The following is a 15,914-nucleotide window of genomic DNA, read 5'->3' as shown; positions in this document are numbered from 1 at the left end:
ACAAATGAAAGAGGGATAACATGACAATTAAAGAAATGCCTCAGCCAAAAACGTTTGGAGAGCTTAAAAACTTACCGTTATTAAACACAGACAAACCACTTCAAACGCTGATGAAAATTGCGGATGAATTAGGGGAAATCTTTAAATTTGAAGCGCCTGGTCGTGTAACGCGCTACTTATCAAGTCAGCGTCTAATTAAAGAAGCATGCGATGAATCACGCTTTGATAAAAACTTAAGTCAAGCGCTTAAATTTGTACGTGATTTTGCAGGAGACGGGTTATTTACAAGCTGGACGCACGAAAAAAATTGGAAAAAAGCGCATAATATCTTACTTCCAAGCTTCAGTCAGCAGGCAATGAAAGGCTATCATGCGATGATGGTCGATATCGCCGTACAGCTTATTCAAAAGTGGGAGCGTCTAAATGCAGATGAGCACATTGAAGTGCCCGAAGATATGACGCGATTAACGCTTGATACCATTGGTCTTTGCGGCTTTAACTATCGCTTTAACAGCTTTTACCGAGATCAGCCGCACCCGTTTATTACAAGTATGGTCCGTGCATTGGACGAATCGATGAAAAAGCTGCAGCGAGCAAATCCAGATGACCCAGCTTATGATGAAAATAAGCGCCAGTTTCAAGAAGATGTTAAGGTGATGAACAACCTAGTAGATAAAATTATTGCAGATCGCAAAGCAAGCGGTGAACAAAGCGATGATCTATTAACGCATATGCTAAACGGAAAAGATCCAGAAACAGGTGAGCCGCTTGATGACGAGAACATTCGCTATCAAATTATTACGTTCTTAATTGCCGGACACGAAACAACAAGCGGTCTTTTATCATTTGCGCTGTATTTCTTAGTGAAAAATCCACATGTATTACAAAAAGCAGCAGAAGAAGCAGCACGAGTTCTAGTAGATCCTGTTCCAAGCTACAAACAAGTCAAACAGCTTAAATATGTGGGCATGGTCTTAAACGAAGCGCTGCGCTTATGGCCAACAGCTCCTGCGTTTTCCCTATATGCAAAAGAAGATACGGTGCTTGGAGGAGAGTATCCTTTAGAAAAAGGCGACGAACTAATGGTCCTGATTCCTCAGCTTCACCGTGATAAAACAATTTGGGGAGACGATGTGGAAGAGTTCCGTCCAGAGCGTTTTGAAAATCCAAGTGCGATTCCGCAGCATGCGTTTAAACCGTTTGGAAACGGTCAGCGTGCGTGTATCGGTCAGCAGTTCGCTCTTCATGAAGCAACGCTGGTACTTGGTATGATGCTAAAACACTTTGACTTTGAAGATCATACAAACTACGAGCTGGATATTAAAGAAACTTTAACGTTAAAACCTGAAGGCTTTGTGGTAAAAGCAAAATCGAAAAAAATTCCGCTTGGCGGTATTCCTTCACCTAGCACTGAACAGTCTGCTAAAAAAGTACGCAAAAAGGCAGAAAACGCTCATAATACGCCGCTGCTTGTGCTATACGGTTCAAATATGGGAACAGCTGAAGGAACGGCGCGTGATTTAGCAGATATTGCAATGAGCAAAGGATTCGCACCGCAGGTCGCTACCCTTGATTCACACGCCGGAAATCTTCCGCGCGAAGGAGCTGTATTAATTGTAACGGCGTCTTATAACGGACATCCGCCTGATAACGCAAAGCAATTTGTCGACTGGTTAGACCAAGCGTCTGCTGATGAAGTAAAAGGCGTTCGCTACTCCGTATTTGGATGCGGCGATAAAAACTGGGCTACTACGTATCAAAAAGTGCCTGCTTTTATCGATGAAACGCTTGCCGCTAAAGGGGCAAAAAACATCGCTGACCGCGGTGAAGCAGATGCAAGCGACGACTTTGAAGGCACATATGAAGAATGGCGTGAACATATGTGGAGTGACGTAGCAGCCTACTTTAACCTCGACATTGAAAACAGTGAAGATAATAAATCTACTCTTTCACTTCAATTTGTCGACAGCGCCGCGGATATGCCGCTTGCGAAAATGCACGGTGCGTTTTCAGCAAACGTCGTAGCAAGCAAAGAACTTCAACAGCCAGGCAGTGCACGAAGCACGCGACACCTTGAAATTGAACTTCCAAAAGAAGCTTCTTATCAAGAAGGAGATCATTTAGGTGTTATTCCTCGCAACTATGAAGGAATAGTAAACCGTGTAACAGCAAGGTTCGGACTAGATGCATCACAGCAAATCCGTCTGGAAGCAGAAGAAGAAAAATTAGCTCATTTGCCACTCGCTAAAACAGTATCCGTAGAAGAGCTTCTGCAATACGTGGAGCTTCAAGATCCTGTTACGCGCACGCAGCTTCGCGCAATGGCTGCTAAAACGGTCTGCCCGCCGCATAAAGTAGAGCTTGAAGCCTTGCTTGAAAAGCAAGCCTACAAAGAACAAGTGCTGGCAAAACGTTTAACAATGCTTGAACTGCTTGAAAAATACCCGGCGTGTGAAATGGAATTCAGCGAATTTATCGCCCTTCTGCCAAGCATACGCCCGCGCTATTACTCAATTTCTTCATCACCTCGTGTCGATGAAAAACAAGCAAGCATCACGGTCAGCGTTGTCTCAGGAGAAGCGTGGAGCGGATATGGAGAATATAAAGGAATTGCGTCGAACTATCTTGCCGAGCTGCAAGAAGGAGATACGATTACGTGCTTTATTTCCACACCGCAGTCAGGATTTACGCTGCCAAAAGACCCTGCAACGCCGCTTATCATGGTCGGACCGGGAACAGGCGTCGCGCCGTTTAGAGGCTTCGTGCAGGCTCGCAAGCAGCTAAAAGAAAAAGGACAGTCGCTTGGAGAAGCGCATTTATACTTCGGCTGCCGTTCACCTCATGAAGACTATCTGTATCAAGAAGAGCTTGAAAACGCCCAAAATGAAGGCATCATTACGCTTCATACCGCTTTTTCTCGCGTGCCAAATCAGCCGAAAACATACGTTCAGCACGTGATGGAACAAGACGGTAAGAAATTGATTGAACTTCTTGATCAAGGAGCGCACTTCTATATTTGCGGAGACGGAAGCCAAATGGCACCTGACGTTGAAGCAACGCTTATGAAAAGCTATGCTGCCGTTCACCAAGTGAGTGAAGCAGACGCTCGCTTATGGCTGCAGCAGCTAGAAGAAAAAGGCCGATACGCAAAAGACGTGTGGGCTGGGTAAATTAAAACAGGCTAGGATAAAAGTAGTTTAGTTGGTTGAAGGAAGATCCGAACGATGAATCGTTCGGATCTTTTTATTGGTAGAGTGAACGTAGATTTCATTTATTTAGTGACTTGTAGCGGTTGATCGGAGTGCAAGGCGAAGTCTTGCACTCCGATCAACCCCGGTGCCTATAGCGATTTATACGAGTTCATTTCTCCCATTTATTCGTCTTTTGTCCCCACTTCATTTTTATAGCGCCTTAACGTTTCTTCTGCGTGACAGCAGATTTTTTCAATTAGCTCCTGAGGTTCTTCAATAAAAGCATGAGCCCCTAAGGTATAGAAAAAAGAAGCCATGTAGTTTATTTCATTTCCATCAGTTATTGTATCGATATAGCCATTCCCATCACGCGCCACCCTCACATGATTTTCAAGCCACGGAACGCCTTTACACTGACGAACGCCTTCGTGTGTCAAGGTTACTTTTAACGAAATCGGCTGTGAGTTTACCGGTTCTGTTTCAAGCCATTCCTTTAACGTAAGAGACATATTTTCGTCTTTTTCTAAAACTTTTAACGAGTGAATACGATCCGCTCGAAATAATAACACTTTTTGCTTATTGAAGGAATAAGCAGGACAGTACCATAAACCGTTATGAGCATAAATTCCAAGGGGTTTGACTTCTTTTCTTGTTTGACCCGCCTTTGAATCATAAAGAAATTCAATATATTTTCCTGCAAGGCTTGCTTCTAAAAGCTCTTTTAAATAAGGAGTGTCAAGGTTTCTTTTAGGATTCCAAAACGCAATATGAGCACTCATTTTATCTACTTTTTTCTTTGTTTCCTCAGACAGGTACACATAAAATTTTTGAAGAGCCGCATGAATTTCTGCATCAAACGGAAGGTCATGATAATACTGCAGAGCCTGATAAGCAAAAAAGATAGAAATAGCTTCTTCTTCCGTAAACAAAATGGGAGGGAGAATACGATTTTTTAGCACTGTGTAACCGCCGTTCCGCCCTTTTTCACTGTAAAGAGGCAGCCCTAATTCACTTAAGTCCAGTAAATAGCGCTGGACGGTCCGCACGGAAAGACCAAATTCCTCCGCTAGTTCTTTTGCCGTAAACGTTCTTTTTGTATTAATAAACATGAGCATATCAACAAGCCGTCTAGACTTAGCCATTTATTTTCACCTTTTTCTTTTAATATGACAAAAAGTGTCGTATTAAGATGATATCATACAGAAACAGTAAAGTTGAAAGGAGAAAAGGGAATGAAGAAAAAAATCGTCGTATATATTGCGGCAAGCTTAGACGGATATATTGCAAGAGAAAACGGAGAGATTGACTGGCTGGAAAGCGTAGAAGGAGAGGGAGACAACGGCTACGAAGCGTTTTATCAAACGTGTGATGCGGTCGTTATGGGAAAAGCTACGTACGACCACGTGCTGAAGCTCACACCTGAGTTTCCGTATCTCGATAAAAAGTGCTACGTGTTTAGCCGCTCAGCTCAAGGAAAAGATCAATATGTCGAGTTTATAAACGAAAGCGTGGCGTCATTTCTCAACAACCTCAGTCAAGAAACTAAAAAAATATGGCTGGTGGGAGGCGCTGACATTCTCGCTGATTTCTTAACAGAAAAGAGGGTGGATGAATTTATTATATCGATCATTCCCGTTTTGCTTGGGGCTGGTATTCCGCTGTTTAAACGAGGAATTCCCGAAATGAACTTGAAGCTTACCGATATAAAACAGTACGGGCAAATTGCTCAGCTTTATTATGAAAAAGAATAAGCTTTTCGTAATAAAAACTCTTTCTGCAGTGTCAGTGTGCTCAGCGTGTATTTAACATCCAGCTATTGTTATTTTAGGGACAGTGACATCAAGAGTGTCCTTTTTTCATAGTATATTTTTGGGGTGAAAAAATGCCAAGAGTAAATTATCGAGATTCAGACGTTGCTTTAATGGCAAGGATGATGAGAGCAGAAGCTGAAGGCGAAGGAAAACAAGGAATGCTGTATGTTGGAAATGTCATTGTAAATCGTCTTAAAGCAAACTGTTTAGATTTCAAGAATTTAAGATCCGTTCCGCAAGTTATTTATCAGGTACAGGGAGGCAACTATTCGTTCGAAGCTGTTCAAAAAGGAAACGTATTTTATCAAAGAGCAAGAGGTGTTGAAAAAAGGTTAGCCAAAAAGAATTTGGATTATTGGAGAGAACACCCGGGGAAATATGCACTGTGGTACTTTAATCCATCCGCTCCATGCCCTCCAACCTGGTACGGTCAACCCGCTTCTGGTCAATACAAAAATCACTGTTACTACGAGCCAAAGCCCGGAACATGCGCTAGCGTTTATAACGGATAGATAGTTTAGAAAATATGCTGCATTCTCAAAGTCAGGCCTCAAATCCAAACCTTTAGCTGCAGGTGACAAGGTAGTCGTTCTTCATATAATAAGAGAAAGCCCTCTTTTAATAAAGGGGGCTTTTGCTAATTGATGCATTTCTCATTTTGCTTCAAATTTTATGTTTTTACCAGCAGCAAATTCGGACTGATCCTTCGCTTTTGTATCCTTTACCACCCAGGACGTCTTTACCTTAGCTGCTGATAAAATTTCTTTAATTTGCTTATCGGTTAAGCCTTTCGTATAAAGGACAAATTCTCTTGTATAGATGTTTTTATTTTCTTGCTCTTTATCTGCACCGCTGCCAAACCAATATCTTATTTGCTGATCGTCTTTGATATTATTAAAAGCTTCTTTATAGTTAGGTAGCTTAACTTGAATATTCGACAGGTAATCCGTGCCGCGTAAAGTAAGGATCATATGTACTTTGTGAAAATCTTTTTTTGAAGGGCTTGTTAACCCTGATGTTCCAACTTCACTAAATTCTTTTTTCGTCAGCGGTTTAACTGTAGTAGAAACAGAAACTTTTGGATCTGAATTATTTGTCACAACGTCTTCGGTACTGCAGGCACCTAAAATGAACAGCGTTAAAAGAGTATAGACTACTCCACATGCTTTTTTCTTCATGCTCGTTCTCCTTTGTAATTGATAGATAATGTTACTCATTCGCTATGTTCATTGTATTTACCTCCATTTGTTTCAATGTCATGATTAATGAAGAAAAGTATAGAAACATTAAAAAGAGAAATGCCCAAGCATTTCTCTTTTGGTTCTATGAATCTGGATTAAGCGAAGTATGCGTATACTCCGGCATACGCTCTTCTTTTTCCGTTAGCTGAGTATCGGGGCTTTGCTGCTCTTGTGAAATAGGAGACAGCGTAGATTTTTGTTCATGATTCATGTTTGTTATTCCTCCTTATATAAAGTGAGCTGTTAATCAAGCGAAAGCAAATCATCTTGAATTCGCTGCGTTAAAGATGCCACCTGCTGCGTTAAATTGTCATTTTCCGCCTGGAGTTTTTGATAAGACTGATTTGCTTTTGAACATAGGTAAGGGTCTGTTTCCCACCAGTCCATGCCAATTTCTCTTGCTTTATCAATAGAAGCGACAAGCAGCCGGATTTTGATTGTTAAGAGTTCAACATCAGCAATTTGCACTTTAATATCTCCAGCAATAACAAGACCTTTATCTAATACTTTTTCTAATACTTCTACAATGGTGCCCAGATGCCCGTTATGTTCCGCCGCCATTTTTTCACTCCTTGTTATAGCACTTTTCCTAGGGGACCTAGATCAATATTTAAATCTTCATTTGTAAAGCTAAACACTGATTTTAGCTCCTCCATTTTGTTCTCTAACTTCATCAACGCCACGCCCAGGTCTTCGATTTGAGCGTCCGTCAGGTTTCCGCTGTCGACTCGGCGAATCGCATGTTTTTCAATGAGCTGCCGCAGTAATTCAATGACGGTTAAAACAAGCTGCGCTAGGCCTTGTTCAGCATTTTCCGCACTCAGCTCAATGCGGCCGTTTCGTTTGAGGTTATTTTCCATTTCGCAACGCCTCCGTTTCCTGTTCAAGCTGCTGAGAAGAAATGATTTGACGATCATGAGAGCCTATCAGCGTTTCTACAGAAGAAATCAATACCCGCAAATCAAGATAGACTAAATCAATTCCGGCAATTGAAATCAATAAATCACCTTTAATGGCAATTCCTTTATCGAGGATCACATCTAATATATCAATGAGGGCGATGTCCTTTTGCTCCAGCGTTTGTTTTCGCAGCGATGTCATCCCGCATCTTTCTCCGAGCGCAGAGTGTCGATATGATAAGCAGGCCATGGTCCCGTTACTTCGATGTTCAGTCCCATTTCACTATAAAACGTTTGCTTGTCGCTAATGGCTTTTAAAAACGATTCTACATTGTTCTTTGAAAGAAGGTAGATGCTGTTCCAACACATGCTGTAGCTCTCGCCGGTTATTTTTTGACTCCAGTTATTTTTGATTGTGTGGTAAGCGGCGTAGGGGCTTATCTCACTGTGCAAGTGATCACAAAGCGACAGCTGTTCTTTTTCTGTTTCTTCTTCGATCAGCCTTTCTATCTTTTTACGTTCAAAAAACTGCCTGCCTGGAGGCAGCGTATTTATTTCTTCTTTTTTCTTTTGGATCGTTTCATTGTTCGTTAGCAGATAGTTCTTTAAAGAATTCGTATGGGCATATACTTTTATATTCCATTCTTCAGATCTTTTTAAAAGCTGAAGAGAAGAGAGGGTTTTTTCTTTGTTATCAGCAATACTTTTTCGACAGCTATCCTTGCTTTTGTAGACCGTACAAAATTTCATGGGAAGAAGCGTGTAGTGACTTTGTAAGAAAAGAAGAATCTCATGGTGATGCATGGCTTTGTCCTGTAGCCATTTCATATCGTGCTCGATCTTTTCTTTCAGCATTTCTTCTGAATACTGAGCGCTTGGCAAGTCGCATACAAATGCGGTAATGTCATCAAAGTAAAGAGCATAGATAGGGTTGTTCTGATCCATGCCTTCAAGTGAAGGAAAGGACATTTCCTTAGCTTCTTCGGTTGGAACTAGACCATATAAATAAATGAGCTTTTCCATCTTTTAACCTCACTTTTGTTTCTTCGTCATTGATTGCCATCTTTTTAATTCATATTCCTTTGCAGCTTCATATCTCAGCAGCAGTTCTTTTTCTTTTTCCATATATGCATCTTCTGGTATTTCTCCAAGCTCATACATCATTTGAAGATGAACGATTTTTTGCTGAATAAAAGAGACATCGTAAAGTTCTTTATCCGCTTCTTCCTTGATTTTCTGTCCGACTTTTACAATGAGCGTAACAGGAGACAGCAGCAGTTTATGAATCATACATTCTCTTCTACTTTTAGTTGAATATTAATAAAGTTATAAGCAGCCCACGGTCCGGAATATTTAAAATCGGCTTTGTGCTTCCATTTTTCATACAGGTCATTTACACGTTCATCAAACGCTGCTTCTTTTTCTCGGTCAATTAAAAAAGAAGCGTTCAAAAGCATTGTTTCGACAATAGGAGGGTTGAGTCTCGACGCTTCAGCTATCGGTTCTAAATGTTGATACAGCTCTTTTTTACAGTCGTGCTGAAGCTTTAAAAAGAATTTCTGAGCTGTTTCTCCGTGCGCAATTTGTTTATAAAAATCAGCACTGGCAGAACGCTGGTTTCGTACTTGCTGCAAAGAAGAATCTTGATTCACTTTTTGTTTCAGCCAGTCCGGTTTCCCAATTACTTTTAGTCCGACTTCTATTTTTCCTTTTAACTGTGGGAAAAGAGAGGCGAACTGTGGATATAAATTTTCTAACAGCATTTCAACATCTTGCTGACTATGAAACACGTTGCCAAAGCTGATTGGAATGACCGAATCATGCTCATTCATTACTTTGGAAATCACCTGCTGGTGCGCTGTGACGTTCTCTTTTGTAGGATGATAAATTTTAAGAGGAAAGGCAGCAGCCACTATAGCTGCATCTCGGTAATGAATGGTAAAAGTAGCTCTTTCTTGCTGATCAATCGTGACGCTGCCAAACGTATGCGCCTCGGTGGCGGGAATACTGCAAAAAATATAAATGCCCGTTTCTTCACTCATTGATTTCTGTTTCATTCCTTTCCATTAAAATAATCAGCTTACTTCTCTGCTGGAGAGCTTCGATAGCGCAGGCTGGTGCGTGAAAAAGACGTGATGTTATGCTGCTTATTGACCAGCACTTCATAGATACCAAGCAGTTCATCTTTTGCATAGCGCCTCATATACTCCTGTTCTTCAAATGCCTCAAGTGTTATTTTCCATCCTCCATTTTGAATCGATTCATACGAAATAATTCGGTGAGGAGGAGCAACGTGTTCTTTAAAAAAATCAGTCACGGATTCCATAATTTCGGATACTTTCACTTCTCTAATCCACCTTTATGAGTTTATAAATCTAAATCTTGTAAAAGGTTTAGCTGTTCAAGTTTTTTTCCGCCGTTATTCGAAGAAAGAAAATCTTCTCTTTCATTATGAAGCAGCCGAACTGCCTCGGCATACCTCAGCCATGTGTCCACACTGGCAATAACGATTCGAGCTTCGATGGTAATTAATTCAATACCAATAACGGAAATACGAGCGAATACGTCAATTACCACGCCTTTATCTAAGATGCGGTCAACTACTTCAGCTAGACTAGAACAATCGTTTGATTTGTTAATCGTCATGATGAAATTCCTCTCATGTTGCATAGTGAAATATATACGTTTGCTAATCTTGCTATTAATGTGCGTGATATTGTAAAAAATATACAAACGAAACGTGCATAAATTAAAAAATAGTATAAAATACCATGATTATTTTTGTTTTAATACGGGTAGAGTTAAGTACATTACTTTTATCCATTGATGAATGAAAACACATACATAAAAAACAAAGGGAGTGGAGAAAGATGAGAAAAGAAGAGCAGCCTGTATTATCTGATTTTATTGAAAAGGACCAATTTGAGTTAAATTCATATTTAACCTCTTTACTTGAAACGACAAGTGAAAAGAAAGAAAATCAAAGTTGATGAATTGAAAACATAAAGGGCTACTTTCCATGTGGAAAGTAGTTTTTTCATTTGCGAACTTGATATACTTATTGGACAACGAGGTGAGAAAGATGAACAAAAGAGACGTGGTTTCGAGAAGTATTTTAACAAAAGCGACCGGCTTTTTAGCATCTGGTTATACTCATAGTTTAAATCCGTATGCCGGATGTGCATTTTCCTGCAAATTTTGCTACGTGCGAGAGCTGCCAATACAGCGTTTTAAAGAGATGGAATGGGGGACATGGCTAGAGCTTAAGGTCAACGCAGCTGAAGTCTATCAAAAAGAAATACAAAAACTGCGAAAAAAAGAGCAGCCGGTGCGCATCTTTATGTCTTCAGCGACAGATCCCTATCAGCCTGCTGAGCGCAAAGCAGGCATCACACGTGCCCTTTTAGAAACGATGATCAATCATCCCCCTGATTTTTTATTGATTCAAACAAGGTCGCCACTTGTGACGAGGGATATTGATTTGCTTTTACAGCTTCAAAAAGTATGTGATCTTCGCGTATCGATGACTGTTGAAACGGACCGAGAAGATGTAAAACAAATTTTTTCTCCTTATGCTCCGGGGATGAAACTTCGTATGAACGCGTTAAAAAAAGTAAAAAAAAGCGGAATTTCAACGCAAGTAACCATTGCTCCAATGCTTCCTTTCACACCTGAATTTCCTGAAAAAATAGAAGGAATGATGGACCGAATTTGCATTGATACCTTGTACTTAGGAGACGGTTCCTTAGGTAAAACGTCTAAAAGGCTAGGGATGCCGGAATTATTTGAGAAGTACGGTTTCCTAGACTGGTATGACAAAGACATTCATGTCAAAGCCATTCGTTATTTTGAAAAATTTTATCCTTCTTCGATGATTTATCTTTCTCAAGAGGGATTTGTCCCGTAAAAAAAGAAGGGCTAGAAGAGCCCTTCTTTTTTATATTAGTTTTTATACGTATCAAACATGTTCGTATCGTCAGGTACGTTTTCTAAATAGCTGATTTTCCCGTTTTCATCTAGCTTAGCAATATCTTTTCCCATTTGAGTAAAGACGCTGCCAGATGCACGTTTTCCGCATACTGCCCAAGGCGTTTCAAACTTATCGGTACCTTCAACTGCTTTCCAGCCTTCGAACATATGCTTAATATCAGCATTTTCTTTAAACACCATTTTCACAAACAGCTTCCAGTTTTCAATGCCTTGCTTTTCGTGGCCGTTTAAGACAAATACGATATCGTCTGAAAAAAGCCCCACTAATTCTTCAAATGCTTGTTCGCTTGTACGTGATTGATCGAATAAATCAAAATATCTATTTAAGTTTTCCATGATGATCTCCTTTGGGTGCTACAGTACCATTTTTTCTTCTACTGTTGCTTTTAGCATGTCCAGGTTTTCTTTCGGACATTTTTTGTTAATTTCATTTGTGAGCGTAGCAATGGTTTGCCGTTTTAAGATAGACTGCCACGAAGATTCGGCTTCTTCCATTAAATCGGATAATAAGCAAATATCTTTGTCTTTTAAGTTAAGCATGTCGTGAAAAATACCGCTTGATGAGTAAAGAGACTGCTTACCTTCAATGGCTACGTATACGTCATAAATACGAATTTCTTCCGGCGTTTTCTTTAAGCGAAATCCACCTTTGCTACCAGGAACGGAAGCAAGTAAATCAGCGCTAACTAGCTTGCGAAGAAGCTTTTGAAAATACGTAGGCGAGCCCCCAAGCTGAGTGCTGATGACATCTCCTGGCAACACAGCTTTTTCAGGTAAAAACGTAAGCAGCAAAATGGCATACACCGATTGCTCAACGCCTGTTTTCATATGCAAAAACATCATCTCCTGCTTTATGTGTACAATATGGATAATAATTATCCATGTTTAGATTATCATACCGCTTATGAAGCAAAAAGTAAAGCAGTTACTTAATATGCACGCGATATTCGTGTATACTGTGAAAGAAACAGCAACAAAATACGGAGATGAGAGAATGACAACTATTGCAGATATCGCTCGGCTTGCAGGAGTAGCAAAAAGCACTGTATCCCGCTACCTTAACGGAGGGTCTGTGAGCGATGCGACTAAACGAAAAATCGAAGAGATTATTAAAGAAACAAACTATAGCCCAAATGCGTTTGCCCAAAGCTTAAAAGCAAAAAAAACAAACATCATTGGTGTAATTGTTCCGCGCATGGGTTCTTTTGCGACTTCCCGCACATTAGATGGTATTGACCAAGAACTTAGAGACCACCACTATCAAATGATTATTTCCAATTCTAATCAAGATTTAGAAAGAGAAATCGAAAATATCTATACGCTGGCTAAGCAGAAGGTAGCAGGTATTATTCTTCTTGCCGTTCAAATCACAAAAGCTCATTTGGAAGCTTTCCGCACAATTTCAATTCCCGTTTTGCTAATTGGGCAGCAGCATGAAGAAGTCCACAGTTTAATTCACCAAGACTACGAGGCTGCATGCGACATTGGAAGGTACATAGGAGAAAAAGGGCATAAAAAAATCGCTTTTTTAGGCGTAACCGAAAAAGACATAGCTGTAGGTGTAAAGCGAAAAGAAGGTGTAAAGGAAGGTCTTAAAGACAGAGATTGCGAGATCCGCTGTTATCAAACAAGCTTTAACATGAGCGATGCAATCGGGGCCGCTACGGCTGTGATAAAAGAATTTAATCCGTCCATCATTGTATGTGCGACCGATAACATTGCGCTTGGCACGTTAAAGGCAGCTTATTTAAATGGACTGCGCGTTCCGGAAGATGTATCCATTACCGGCTTTGGAGGCTACGAAATTACAGGTGTGATTCATCCTAGCTTAACAACCGTAAAATATTACTATAAAGAAGCGGGACAAATGGGGGCACAGCGAATTATTAAGCTAGTCAACGGAGAAGAAGTTGAAAAGCTTACACTTTCTAACTATGAATTGATTGAAAGAGAGAGCGTTGATAATCGTTTTACATAAAAAACGATTGACAGAATGTAGGAGATGCTATAGTATAAGTGGTGTAAATACAAACAAATAATTGAACGTATCTCCTAAAGGGGAGTAGCTTTAACAGCAAAGTCGTCATTACAGAGATTATCTCTCGGCTTTGTTGGCGACATTATGTTGTTAGCAAGACCTTTACCGCTTATTTGGTAAGGGTCTTTTTTGTATTCAATTATAAAAAGGGAGGAAAAGGCTCGGACATTTAAAGGAGAAACGTTACATAAAAAGAGAAGGTGGAGGTAACTATGGAGGAACTAATTGGCGTATCAGTGCAAGGTTTGCTGCAAATTATTTTTCTTGATTTAATTTTAAGCGGGGATAACGCAATTGTTATTGCAATGGCGGCTCGTAACGTACCAAAAGATTTACAAAAAAGAGCAATTTTAATTGGAACAGGCGGTGCGATTGGTCTTCGATTATTATTTGCGGCTATTATTGTCCCTTTATTGAAAATACCATTAATCGGAGCGGTCGGCGGTTTGATGCTAGTGTGGATTGCATATAAATTATTAGCGGACAATCACGATCACGGCGACAATCCTCAAGGTGGAGCAACGGTATGGAGCGCGGTTAAAACGATCATTATCGCAGATGCGGTCATGTCATTAGATAACGTATTAGCTCTAGCAGGTGTAGCTCACGAATTTGTCCCGATTATGATTGGTGTATTAATTTCAATTCCGATTATTATTTGGGGAAGCAGCTTTATTATGAAAGCAATGGAAAAATTTCCGATTATCATTTACGCTGGAGCGGCGATGCTTGCATGGTCTGCTGGAAAAATGATTGTTGAAGATAAAATTATCGGCGGATTTGTTCCAAGCACAGCTTTACATCTCGCTGTTCAAGTTATCTTAACTATTGCAGTTGTAGGCATCGGGTACATGAAAAACAAAAAAATGAAAAAAGAACAAGCCCACGCAGCTTAATAAAAAAGAGCGTACGGATGATCCGTACGCTCTTTTTTTTATGATTCGGGGTAGTGCATAAGCAAAAAAAAGCTTGCTTCTTCTTCAGATGAATTGATATAGCTGTGAGAGGTATTTCCTGAAAAATGCAGAGCGTCTCCCGAGACTAATTCATGTTCTTCATTTTCAAAACGAACCGTTAATTCTCCTTCTTTAATAAGTAAGTATTCATCTCCTAAGTGAGTTTTCGCTTCGTGCACGCACCCGGGCTTTAATGTAACAATGTAAATTTCAAACTTTTTCTCCGGATGATAAGGGAAAAAAGAATACACCAAGTAATCACCTTTGTTGTCCGTGATGGGATCTAGCTGTTTTATGCTTACTTTCTGGACATCCGGAGTGTCTTCTTTCATAAATACGGAAAAAGAGACTTGAAGGCCGTTGGCGATCTTCCAAAGCGTGGTAACCGTGGGACTGGATTTACCTTTTTCAATTTGTGCAAGCATTGCTTTGCTCACACCCGTTAATTCGGAAACTTGATCAAGCGTCAAATTTCGATTTTTTCGTAATTTAACAAGATTTTTAGCAATAATATCTTGAATCGCGTCCATTGTTGTACTCCTTTAATTATTATAAAGATAGTATAACATACCGTTGTTTAATATAACGTATAGATGTATAATATAGCAGAAAAGGAGGGAGTACGGTGATTGCAGAAAAAGCAGTACAGCAAAGAGAAAAAGTGGACTTAACGTTCAGACAAGGGGCTAAGGATTGTATCCCTACGCTACTCGGTTACATAAGTATAGGGCTTGCGGCTGGGATTGTTGGAGTATCCTCGCATCTTTCCGTTATGGAAGTTGCTTTATTATCAGCGCTCGTGTATGCAGGGGCAGCACAGTTTATTATTTGTGCACTGATGGTTGCAAACAGTTCAATTTCAGCTATTATTCTCACAACATTTATCGTAAACTTACGACACTTTCTTTTGAGCGCTACGGTCGCTCCTGAATTTACAAAATATTCGTTATTAAAAAACGTTGGAATCGGAGCCCTTCTAACGGATGAATCATTCGGGGTGTCTTCAAGTAAAATTGCGAAAGGTGAGCCAATTAATGACCGCTGGATGAACGGATTAAATATAACGGCTTACGTCAGCTGGATTATCGCCTGTACGATAGGCGCTATTTTGGGCCATTTGCTACCTGACCCGGAAGCCTTTGGGTTTGATTTTGCCTTAACGGCTATGTTTTTAGCTCTGCTTGTTTTACAAATTGAAAGCGTGTTACCTTCAAAGCTTAATCATTATTTACGTTTAATTCTTTATATGGCGATTATTATGATTGTGCTGTCTTTTTTCGTACCTTCACATGTGGCTGTATTGATTTCAACGATTATTGTAGCGACAATTGGGGTGGTGACGGATAAATGAGCATCCACTACCCAACACTCATCGTTATTTTAGGATGTGCCCTTGTTACCGTAGTTCCTCGTATTGTTCCGTTTTTAGTTGTGCGTAACATCGCGCTGCCAGAACCCGTATTAAAATGGCTATCCTATATTCCTATTTGTATTTTAACCGCACTTGTTGTAGAAAACTTTATCATTCAAGCAAATGACAGTGTAAAGATTAACTGGCCCGTCATTATCGTAGTCATTCCAACCTTACTGATTGCGCTGAAAACCAAAAGCTTATCCATCACCGTTATTAGCGGAGTTGGAATGATGGCGCTGCTTCGTTTTTTTCTTTTGTCATGAAAGCTCAAGTTATGCTCTTGAGCTTTTTTATTGTCTCCTTTACGCATGCTTTTTCATATAGTATGATAAGAGTGTAAATTAGAAGCCAATGAAAACTAAAATATAGATGAG

At 40.1% G+C, this 15,914-nt stretch carries 22 protein-coding genes; 8 read left to right on the top strand and 14 right to left on the bottom strand.

Annotated elements, in window-relative coordinates:
* Positions 1–20 precede the first annotated feature (20 nt).
* Positions 21–3,170: a bifunctional cytochrome P450/NADPH--P450 reductase gene (locus POF52_RS14265; protein WP_271993219.1), complete on the top strand. Its 3,150-nt coding sequence runs from the start codon at positions 21–23 to the stop codon at positions 3,168–3,170.
* Between the two features lie 203 nt (positions 3,171–3,373).
* Here POF52_RS14265 and POF52_RS14260 read toward each other — a convergent pair whose 3' ends face one another.
* The gene (locus POF52_RS14260) at positions 3,374–4,333 is read right to left on the bottom strand and encodes a helix-turn-helix transcriptional regulator (RefSeq protein ID WP_271993218.1); all 960 of its coding nucleotides are present in this window, start codon (positions 4,331–4,333) and stop codon (positions 3,374–3,376) included.
* Positions 4,334–4,423: 90 nt separating this feature from the next.
* Here POF52_RS14260 and POF52_RS14255 point away from each other — a divergent pair, with 90 nt between their 5' ends.
* Both POF52_RS14255 and POF52_RS14250 read left to right on the top strand, forming a co-directional pair.
* The gene (locus tag POF52_RS14255; RefSeq protein WP_176584241.1) at positions 4,424–4,942 is read left to right on the top strand and encodes a dihydrofolate reductase family protein; all 519 of its coding nucleotides are present in this window, start codon (positions 4,424–4,426) and stop codon (positions 4,940–4,942) included.
* A 131-nt stretch (positions 4,943–5,073) separates the two neighbouring features.
* The gene (locus POF52_RS14250; protein WP_013083968.1) at positions 5,074–5,514 is read left to right on the top strand and encodes a cell wall hydrolase; all 441 of its coding nucleotides are present in this window, start codon (positions 5,074–5,076) and stop codon (positions 5,512–5,514) included.
* A gap of 141 nt (positions 5,515–5,655) precedes the next feature.
* Here POF52_RS14250 and POF52_RS14245 read toward each other — a convergent pair whose 3' ends face one another.
* The 10 genes from POF52_RS14245 to gvpA form a co-directional block, all read right to left on the bottom strand.
* Positions 5,656–6,180 (bottom strand): hypothetical protein, encoded by a 525-nt coding sequence (locus POF52_RS14245; RefSeq protein ID WP_271993216.1) that lies wholly within the window; start codon positions 6,178–6,180, stop codon positions 5,656–5,658.
* Between the two features lie 145 nt (positions 6,181–6,325).
* Positions 6,326–6,454, bottom strand: a complete 129-nt coding sequence (locus POF52_RS14240) for a hypothetical protein (protein WP_013057929.1) — start codon at positions 6,452–6,454, stop codon at positions 6,326–6,328.
* A gap of 32 nt (positions 6,455–6,486) precedes the next feature.
* Entirely contained in the window at positions 6,487–6,804 is a 318-nt protein-coding gene (locus tag POF52_RS14235) for a gas vesicle protein (RefSeq protein WP_271993215.1), read from the bottom strand.
* A 14-nt stretch (positions 6,805–6,818) separates the two neighbouring features.
* Positions 6,819–7,103, bottom strand: coding sequence for a gas vesicle protein K (locus POF52_RS14230; protein ID WP_028409281.1), 285 nt, complete (start codon positions 7,101–7,103; stop codon positions 6,819–6,821).
* Entirely contained in the window at positions 7,093–7,344 is a 252-nt protein-coding gene (locus tag POF52_RS14225; protein ID WP_013057926.1) for a gas vesicle protein, read from the bottom strand. The genes POF52_RS14230 and POF52_RS14225 overlap by 11 nt, the downstream gene beginning before the upstream one ends.
* Positions 7,341–8,165: a GvpL/GvpF family gas vesicle protein gene (locus tag POF52_RS14220; protein ID WP_271993214.1), complete on the bottom strand. Its 825-nt coding sequence runs from the start codon at positions 8,163–8,165 to the stop codon at positions 7,341–7,343. The genes POF52_RS14225 and POF52_RS14220 overlap by 4 nt, the downstream gene beginning before the upstream one ends.
* A 9-nt stretch (positions 8,166–8,174) precedes the next feature.
* Positions 8,175–8,432: a gas vesicle protein GvpG gene (locus POF52_RS14215; RefSeq protein ID WP_271993212.1), complete on the bottom strand. Its 258-nt coding sequence runs from the start codon at positions 8,430–8,432 to the stop codon at positions 8,175–8,177.
* Complete coding sequence (locus POF52_RS14210) at positions 8,429–9,199, bottom strand: GvpL/GvpF family gas vesicle protein (protein WP_034650550.1); 771 nt, start codon at positions 9,197–9,199, stop codon at positions 8,429–8,431. Before POF52_RS14210 ends, POF52_RS14215 begins: the two co-directional genes overlap by 4 nt.
* Before the next feature lie 23 nt (positions 9,200–9,222).
* Positions 9,223–9,486: a gas vesicle protein GvpO gene (locus POF52_RS14205; RefSeq protein WP_271993211.1), complete on the bottom strand. Its 264-nt coding sequence runs from the start codon at positions 9,484–9,486 to the stop codon at positions 9,223–9,225.
* Between the two features lie 23 nt (positions 9,487–9,509).
* Positions 9,510–9,788, bottom strand: a complete 279-nt coding sequence (gene gvpA, locus POF52_RS14200) for a gas vesicle structural protein GvpA (protein ID WP_013057921.1) — start codon at positions 9,786–9,788, stop codon at positions 9,510–9,512.
* A 436-nt stretch (positions 9,789–10,224) separates the two neighbouring features.
* Here gvpA and POF52_RS14195 point away from each other — a divergent pair, with 436 nt between their 5' ends.
* Positions 10,225–11,049, top strand: a complete 825-nt coding sequence (locus tag POF52_RS14195) for an SPL family radical SAM protein (protein ID WP_271993210.1) — start codon at positions 10,225–10,227, stop codon at positions 11,047–11,049.
* Positions 11,050–11,084: 35 nt separating this feature from the next.
* Here POF52_RS14195 and POF52_RS14190 read toward each other — a convergent pair whose 3' ends face one another.
* Positions 11,085–11,468 carry a nuclear transport factor 2 family protein gene (locus POF52_RS14190; protein ID WP_271993208.1) on the bottom strand — a complete coding sequence of 128 codons (384 nt, stop codon included), beginning with the start codon at positions 11,466–11,468 and terminating at the stop codon, positions 11,085–11,087.
* Between the two features lie 18 nt (positions 11,469–11,486).
* Positions 11,487–11,966 carry an RrF2 family transcriptional regulator gene (locus POF52_RS14185; RefSeq protein WP_043981394.1) on the bottom strand — a complete coding sequence of 160 codons (480 nt, stop codon included), beginning with the start codon at positions 11,964–11,966 and terminating at the stop codon, positions 11,487–11,489.
* A 160-nt stretch (positions 11,967–12,126) separates the two neighbouring features.
* Between POF52_RS14185 and POF52_RS14180 the strand changes: the two genes are divergently transcribed.
* Both POF52_RS14180 and POF52_RS14175 read left to right on the top strand, forming a co-directional pair.
* The gene (locus POF52_RS14180) at positions 12,127–13,110 is read left to right on the top strand and encodes a LacI family DNA-binding transcriptional regulator (protein ID WP_271993206.1); all 984 of its coding nucleotides are present in this window, start codon (positions 12,127–12,129) and stop codon (positions 13,108–13,110) included.
* Positions 13,111–13,382: 272 nt separating this feature from the next.
* Positions 13,383–14,066 (top strand): TerC family protein, encoded by a 684-nt coding sequence (locus POF52_RS14175; RefSeq protein WP_016764850.1) that lies wholly within the window; start codon positions 13,383–13,385, stop codon positions 14,064–14,066.
* Between the two features lie 38 nt (positions 14,067–14,104).
* Here the strand turns inward: POF52_RS14175 and POF52_RS14170 are convergent, their stop codons facing one another.
* Entirely contained in the window at positions 14,105–14,656 is a 552-nt protein-coding gene (locus tag POF52_RS14170) for a helix-turn-helix domain-containing protein (protein ID WP_013057914.1), read from the bottom strand.
* Positions 14,657–14,751: 95 nt separating this feature from the next.
* On the opposite strand from POF52_RS14170, the gene POF52_RS14165 reads away from it, so the two are divergent.
* Entirely contained in the window at positions 14,752–15,477 is a 726-nt protein-coding gene (locus tag POF52_RS14165; RefSeq protein WP_271993205.1) for an AzlC family ABC transporter permease, read from the top strand.
* A complete protein-coding gene (locus tag POF52_RS14160; RefSeq protein WP_016764847.1) occupies positions 15,474–15,803 on the top strand; it encodes an AzlD domain-containing protein in 330 nt (109 codons plus the stop codon). Before POF52_RS14165 ends, POF52_RS14160 begins: the two co-directional genes overlap by 4 nt.
* Positions 15,804–15,914 lie beyond the last annotated feature (111 nt).

This window comes from Priestia sp. AB (assembly GCF_028369225.1).
GTDB lineage: Bacteria > Bacillota > Bacilli > Bacillales > Bacillaceae_H > Priestia > Priestia megaterium.
Note: the sequence above shows the minus strand (reverse complement) of the source record. Positions and strands in the feature narration are given on the sequence as shown.